Here is a 6505-nt window from a genome sequence, read left to right as displayed (position 1 = left end):
GGCTGGCTCCGCGGGGTCCACGGTGGTCACGCTGCGGGTGCACCCGCCGCTGCGGCTCGGGGCGGGCGCGGGCGCCTTCTCGTTGTAGTCGCCCTGCGTGGCCGAGCGGTGGAACGTCGGGTCGTCCACCCGTTCCGGCGTGGCGGGCAGCTCGTTAAGCCGGACCACCTTGGGGGTGATCAGGATCAGCCGTTCCATGCGCTTGCTGGTCTTGGAATTGGTCTTGAACAGGTGCCCCAGCACGGGAATGTCCATCAGGATGGGAATGCCCGTGTCAGTGGTGGACTTCTGCTCGTAATAGTAGCCGCCGATGAGCAGGCTTTGACCGCCGCCCACGATGGCCTGGGTATTGATCTTGGTCTGCTTGACCGGCGGTATGGCGGTGGAATTGGACGTGCTCGTGGCGGAACTGTTGTCGTTCTGGTCGTCCTGCACGTTGACCACCAGCTTGATGGACTGCCCGCCGTCCTCGTTGCGGATGATGTGCGGGGTGACCCGCAGCACGGTACCCGCCTCGACCTTGAACAGGTCCACGGCCTGGTAGCCCTGCACCTCTATGTAGTAGGTGCTGGTGTTTTCCAGGGTGGCCTGCACGTTGTCCACGGTGAGCACAGAGGGGCGCCCCAGCATGCGGGCCTCGCCGTTCTTTTCCAGCGCGGTGATCTGGGCGAGGAAGTAGTCGGAGCCCATGGTGTAGATGGTGGACAGGGTAAGGCCGTTGCCCAGGGGCTTGCCGGGGCTGGGCAGGGTGGGAAAGGCGTCCGTGCCGGTGGAAAAGTCGCCGCCGCCCGCCCAGCGTTGTCCGCTGCCCGCCGTGCCCTGGTACGTCACGCCAAGGTCGCGCTTGTAGTCGCTGTCGATATCCACGATGGCGGCATGGATTTCCACCAGTTCCACCGGCCTGTCCAGATCGCCGATGACCGATTCGTAGTAGGGCATGCGGTACACGGCGTCATGCACGATGACGGCGTTGACGCGCGGATCGGCCATGATGCTGACCTGCTGCCCCCTGGCCTGGGCGGGCTGCTGCCCCGCCTGCTGCCCCTGTGCTGCCTGGAGTTGCTGGGGCTGGGCCTGCTGCCGCCCCTGCGCCACGAGGCCGGTGCCGGAAAGCTTGTCCACCGTGGCGGTTTCCTGCGTGACGCGGGTGGCGCTGGCGGGTGAACCGGTGACCATGGCCCGCAGGATGCTGGCCACCCCCGGCAGGGTCACCGTCTTGTCCATGCTGTTGACCGAAATGTCTTCGGCCCAGGCGTACTTGAGCGGAAAGACCCGCATGCCGAAGTTGCTGGTCTGCGCCTCCTCGAAGGCGGACACGGCGGCGGAAACCTGGTCCAGGTACCCCTGCGGCCCGGCCACCACGATCATGCCCCCGCCGGGCATGAGGTCGGCGGGCAGCTGCGGCGACAGCACCGACGACTGCTTCAGCGCCTGGTACAACGCCTCGGCGCTCATGACCCGGGGCGAAATGAAGATGCGGCTGGTTTCCGCCTCGCTGTAGAAGTTCAGCGTGGCGCCCACCCGGTACCACAGCACGCCGAAGGCGGCCCGCATGCCCTGCAGGAACTTTTCCGGGGGCACCGCGTCGAACCTGCCGCTGACCGTGCCGGTGACGCCGGGCGAGAACGACGCCCCAAGCCCCTGCGCGCGGGCGAAATCCATGAGCAGGACGGTAAGGTCCTCCTGCTCGGAATAATGGGTGTAAGGCCCCACGAATCCGCCAGATGCGCCGGATCCGCCAGATGCGCCGGACCCGCCGGGCGCGGCCATGCAGGGCGTGGCCGCCGCTGCCAGGCACAGCAGCAGGGCAAGGGTCGGCAGCGCACCGCGCACGACCCGCGCGACGGCCCCCGCGACCGCAAGACGAGGAACGGAAGGAAGCCGCGACCGCAGGACGAGCGACGGATGTTCTGGCTGCAAGGAAACCACCTTTCAACGACCGGATAACCACGCGGCCGACATGCCCGCGAACCTTGCATCCCCCACGCCGCTTCCGGCAGGTTGGGCCTGCACCCGCCCCCGCCACCAAGCAAGATCATTCAGAAACTCTCCGGCCTTGCGGGGCGCGTCGTCGGGCGACGCAGCCTCTTCCGGCGACAGTTGCCGGAACAGAACCAGCGCTCCATCCTCCAAGGCCAGCACGGCACTGCGAGTTCGGGCGCGGCCCACGGCACGCTGGGCGCATTCCGCCAGCAGCGCGTTGGCGGCATGCTCATCGGCAGGCAGGTCGCCCACCTTACCCCGCAGGATGCACATCCTGCCGTCCGGCGACAGCAGTTCCATGTCCAGCCCGCCCTCTAGGCGAAACAGGTACCGTCCGCCCGTGGCGTCGCCGGGTTGGCCCACGGGAATGGGCGGCTTCCAGCCTGCCGCGCTGGCGATGGCTTCTGCCGTTGTACGCATGATGGACATGAAACCTCCCAGATGGTGCCGCAATATCTCGAAGCCCAGCCGGACACGGCAAGCCGCAGGCGGCCCGCCGTGCCCGGCCCGGTACATTTAGCCCAGAATCCGTGCGCGGGTCTGGTTCATGTTCTGCTGAATGGCGTCCATGCTCGACAACGTCTTCTGTATAAGTTGAGACAGGGATTCGTCCAGATCCTTCATGGCATCTCGGGCCGCACGCATGCGCTCGATATTGCCATCCATTTCCTTGATGGCTGCGTCAAAGAAGCCGCCCACGGCCTGACCAACGCCACCCAGCGCCGAATTGATGCCCCCTGCGCCGCTGTTCAGTACGCCAAGTTGGGCGGTGGTCCGGGTTTCCGCAGCGACAGCCGAACTGGTGAACGAGGCCGACATTTTCGGCAGGTTGTGCTGCTGCGCAATGGCTGCGCCCTCGCGAAAGTCGGCTGCCTGCTTCATGCCCGAAGCCTGCACGCTCATGACGGCGAAACCCTGCGCGATGCTGATGGCCCCCGAAACCACACCCATGACCAGTTGGGCCACGGCCTTGGAACGCATTTCGTCGGCCTGCGCGTTGATCTGGTCCACAATGGCCTCGGTCTGTTCCTTACGCATATCGGCGTTTTGCCTGCGCTCTTCGGAGGTCAGCGAGGTGATCAGCGACATCAGCGTGGCCCCGGGCGAAGGTGCCATGCTCAGCGACCCGAGATGCGTCAGCGCATTCTGATGCGGCAGGACAAGGCGCGGCAACTCGGAAGTAACGCTGCCCACGGCGTCGGAAAAGCTGCTGCCAGCGTTCACGGCCCGCAGCAACGCCATGTCCAGCGCCGCCACATCCACGTTCTCGCTTCGGGCAGACTCCACCAACGCGTCGTATTTGGTCGGGTTGAATCCGGGAATATCCCGGACATTCGTAATGGTGGACATGGCTTTGCTCCTATGCGATGGCGGGTGCGCCGCTGAGAATGGCCGTCTGTGCTTCGGCGTTTTCCTGAACGATTTCGCCAACCTTGTTCATCAGTTCCTCTGCCCGCTTCATTTCGGATTCAAGGAACTCGTGATCCAGGTCAATGGCCTGACGAAGGCGTTCGAGAATGGCCTCCAACTCCTTGGAGTCGGCCTGCGACGAAGCGATCTTGTAGTCGATGACCGCCCCGGCGACGGTGCCCGCTCCAGTGCCCACGGCCACCCCAGCGCTGGTAAACTGAGCGATCTGCTGCGCACGTGAAGCCACGTTGAGGGCGGTTTCCGCCGCCTTGGACGACATGGTAGCCGCAGAGGCCCCGGCGTTGGCAAAGCCCGCGCCCAAGCTGAGCCCCACCGAAACTGCCGTTACCACCATCTGCATGGCGAAGCCGAACCACTTGGCCGTCTCGTCGTCCATGCCGCAGGCTTTGCCCAGTTCGGTCATGCCCGCCATAAAACTTATCTTGCCGCCGGATGCCTCACTTAAGATGGCATCGACGGTCATGGCGGCTGCCATCACCCCCGCCGCGATCAACAGCGGGTTGCCGGTGGCCACGCCCACTGCCGTGGTGGCAATGGCGGCAATGGCCCCAACAATAATGCCGATGATCTTGAACGCCTTCAGAAAGCCGTTGAGTACAGACTTGGAGCGCATCTCTTCCAACTGCTTGGATATCTGCTCCAGCTTTTCCTCGTTGACCTTGGCCTGCTCGGCCGCCTTGCCCTTGATCTGATCCACACCGTTCTGGCAGGCCTGACGGCGCTCTGCGTTGCCGATGGCGGCCATGAGCGTCTCCAAGGCCAGAGCAGCGGCAGATGCGGGGGGAGGAGCAAGCACCGGCAGTTCGCCCACGGCGCCTGCACCCGTCTCGCCGCCAACAGGGGGCAGAGTGCCCTCAGTGGTGGCGCGGCGCAGGGTCATGTCGTCTTCGGCCACGCGCCCGACACCGCCAGCGGCTCCGACGCCGCCGATGGTCAGGGCGCTCATGCACCCTCCCCAGCCAGCAGGTCGAGCATGGCCTTGGCCTTGCGATGCATGGCCGCATGGTTTTCGTTGGCCGGGTCGCCCATCACTTCCACCCCTGCGAAGGTGGCCCTAGCGTTTTCCTTGTCGCCCAGCTTCATGTAGCACAAGCCGGCGTGAACGAAGGGCGCGGGGTCGGAAAGGGCGCTGGCCATGCCCGCCATGCCGTAGGCGTCGATGGCGGCGGAATACTGCCCGAGCGCCTGACGGCAACCGGCAAGCCCCATCCAGTAGCGTTCGTCGTTGTGGTCGTAAAGGCAAAGCGCACGGAACACGGTTTCCGCGTCAGCGTGGCTGCCCGCCGTGTAGAGGTTGTAGGCCAAGGCGTAGCCCGCCTCCAACTGTTCCTGCTGCACGTTGCACACTGCCCCCAGGGAAGCCCCCTGAAAGAAGCCCTCCACCATGGTATTCAATTGCTCTTCGCTGAACTGCGGCGCGGCGCCGGCTTCGCTGTCAAGACGCATACGAACTCCTCGAACGGATTGGGGTGGGAGATGTCTTGAGGCACCGGCGCAGCTGCGCCGCACGCCTTGTCGGGCACATGCTGTGCTAACGGCCCGAAGCCAACGTCTGCAGGGTCTGGTTGCCCTGCTGAATGGCCGAGTTGGCGCCTTGCAGGTACGAGTTGTACTGGCCCATGAAGTCCTGAACGAAAACCATCAGCTGCTGGGTATCGGTGCCCAACTGGTCACGGAAGGCGGTCAACGACTGAATGTTGTATTCCCACTCGTCCTTGTTGTGATGCACGTCGTTGCCCTTGGTGTCATACTTCAGGCCGTTCTTGTCGAAGTAGGTCACCATTTCGGGGGGCATGTCGGCGGCTTTACCGCTGGTCTTGGCCTGATTTTGCAAATCACGCGCCTTGGCGATCATGGTGGCGCATTCCTTCTGCGCTTCCTGACTCTTCTGGATCTTGTTAATGTTTTCCATGGCCCCGTTCTTGGCCAACTGGGCCTGCGCCAAGTTCAGCTTGGCGAAAAGCATCTGCAAGCTCTGCGTGGGGCCAAGGTTGATGGAATCCATGATCGACGTAACGCTGCTGTTGTTATTGACCTGCGACATGGAAAACTCCTTTGGATTGCGTGCGGAAGCGGGTTACAACGCCCGGATGCAGTCTACAGGCGAACAGCGCCCCGGCGGCCCGCGCCGGGGGCCTTGGCCGCTGCGGTAGCGGCGGGACGAGCCTGCCCGGCCCGGCTTTCGCCTTCACGGCGGGCGGCCTGCTGCGCCGCGTCGAACGCAGTGCGCACTTCGGCAGGCAGCTTATCCATGTCGATGGTGTCAAGATCAGTAGCAGCGATGCCGCCTGTCTTCATCTGCGCGTCGAACTGGGCGTTCAACCGCGACAGTTCGTCCTCAAGCTGCCGCAGCTGTTCCTGCTGAACCTCAAAGTCCTTCTCGGTGAAAGCCATGGTGTCCTCCTGCCTGGTGAAGTGAATGAACCCGCCATTGCAGCAACGATGCCAAACCCGACCACGGCGCGAAACCCTTGTCCGCGCCGGGCCCGGCCCCTGACACCCAAATCGCTGCAAACCAACTTGCCATCCCCCAATCCAACAATGTCAGCACACGAAAGCCCATCTGCAAAAAATATTGGCACACAAAGCACGCAACGCATGGTCCACAGGCCGCTAGCGCACAAAACATACAAAAATGCGGCGTACGCCGCCAAGGTGCATGGTACACGATAGCACACAGCTGGCCTGCCCGGAACATGTGCGGCAAGGGCGCACCCGCAGCCTGCAGTTTCGCTTGGGGACGAAACTCGGTTGCACCGCGTGTTTGCCATGTGAGCACGGTTGCCGAACACCCCGCTACTATGGCATTTTCGCCCGACGTTCACATATCGGAAAATACGCCGCAAACCAATGATGTCCAGTTACCAAGGTCGCCGCGTCACGGCAAGAGCCAGTATTTGAAAGCGCCAGTGTTTTCTTCGTCATGGCGTGATTCTCGCAAGGGCTGCGCCAACGCGGCCCACGGCCAAGGAGAGGACGATACCCATGAGCTTCGATTTTCGTGTCAACGCCCAGGCCGCTTCCGCCACCGTGGGCGCCGCGCGGGGCGACAGGCAGGCGGCGGACGCGGCAACCGGCTCGCTGCTCGGCC

Annotated in this window: 7 protein-coding genes; all 7 read right to left on the bottom strand. The window is 63.9% G+C overall.

Annotation, left to right across the window (positions count from 1 at the left end; genetic code table 11):
• The coding region (sctC, locus tag FVW20_RS04755; protein ID WP_231038870.1) for a type III secretion system outer membrane ring subunit SctC at positions 1-1770 on the bottom strand (1770 nt) is incomplete at its 3' end.
• 162 nt (positions 1771-1932) lie between these two features.
• Positions 1933-2412: a type III secretion system chaperone family protein gene (locus FVW20_RS04750; protein ID WP_196608514.1), complete on the bottom strand. Its 480-nt coding sequence runs from the start codon at positions 2410-2412 to the stop codon at positions 1933-1935.
• A gap of 87 nt (positions 2413-2499) precedes the next feature.
• Positions 2500-3333, bottom strand: coding sequence for a type III secretion system translocon subunit SctB (sctB, locus tag FVW20_RS04745; RefSeq protein WP_196608513.1), 834 nt, complete (start codon positions 3331-3333; stop codon positions 2500-2502).
• 10 nt (positions 3334-3343) lie between these two features.
• Positions 3344-4360 (bottom strand): type III secretion system protein, encoded by a 1017-nt coding sequence (locus tag FVW20_RS04740; protein WP_196608512.1) that lies wholly within the window; start codon positions 4358-4360, stop codon positions 3344-3346.
• Complete coding sequence (locus tag FVW20_RS04735) at positions 4357-4860, bottom strand: SycD/LcrH family type III secretion system chaperone (protein WP_196608511.1); 504 nt, start codon at positions 4858-4860, stop codon at positions 4357-4359. The genes FVW20_RS04740 and FVW20_RS04735 overlap by 4 nt, the downstream gene beginning before the upstream one ends.
• 85 nt (positions 4861-4945) lie before the next feature.
• A complete protein-coding gene (locus FVW20_RS04730) occupies positions 4946-5458 on the bottom strand; it encodes a hypothetical protein (protein ID WP_196608510.1) in 513 nt (170 codons plus the stop codon).
• Positions 5459-5511: 53 nt separating this feature from the next.
• Positions 5512-5808, bottom strand: a complete 297-nt coding sequence (locus FVW20_RS04725) for a hypothetical protein (RefSeq protein WP_196608509.1) — start codon at positions 5806-5808, stop codon at positions 5512-5514.
• Positions 5809-6505 lie beyond the last annotated feature (697 nt).

This window comes from Nitratidesulfovibrio oxamicus (genome assembly GCF_015731765.1).
GTDB lineage: Bacteria > Desulfobacterota > Desulfovibrionia > Desulfovibrionales > Desulfovibrionaceae > Cupidesulfovibrio > Cupidesulfovibrio oxamicus.
The sequence above is the reverse complement of the archived record's forward strand: the minus strand, read 5'-3'. Positions and strand labels throughout refer to the sequence as shown.

What these genes read in the sequence shown, in the direction of transcription:
- FVW20_RS04750 (WP_196608514.1), bottom strand. Translation starts at nt 2,412, where the DNA reads ATGTCCATCATGCGTACAACGGCAGAAGCCATCGCCAGCGCGGCAGGC.
- sctB (WP_196608513.1), bottom strand. Translation starts at nt 3,333, where the DNA reads ATGTCCACCATTACGAATGTCCGGGATATTCCCGGATTCAACCCGACC.
- FVW20_RS04730 (WP_196608510.1), bottom strand. Translation starts at nt 5,458, where the DNA reads ATGTCGCAGGTCAATAACAACAGCAGCGTTACGTCGATCATGGATTCC.
- FVW20_RS04725 (WP_196608509.1), bottom strand. Translation starts at nt 5,808, where the DNA reads ATGGCTTTCACCGAGAAGGACTTTGAGGTTCAGCAGGAACAGCTGCGG.
- FVW20_RS04735 (WP_196608511.1), bottom strand. Translation starts at nt 4,860, where the DNA reads ATGCGTCTTGACAGCGAAGCCGGCGCCGCGCCGCAGTTCAGCGAAGAG.
- FVW20_RS04740 (WP_196608512.1), bottom strand. Translation starts at nt 4,360, where the DNA reads ATGAGCGCCCTGACCATCGGCGGCGTCGGAGCCGCTGGCGGTGTCGGG.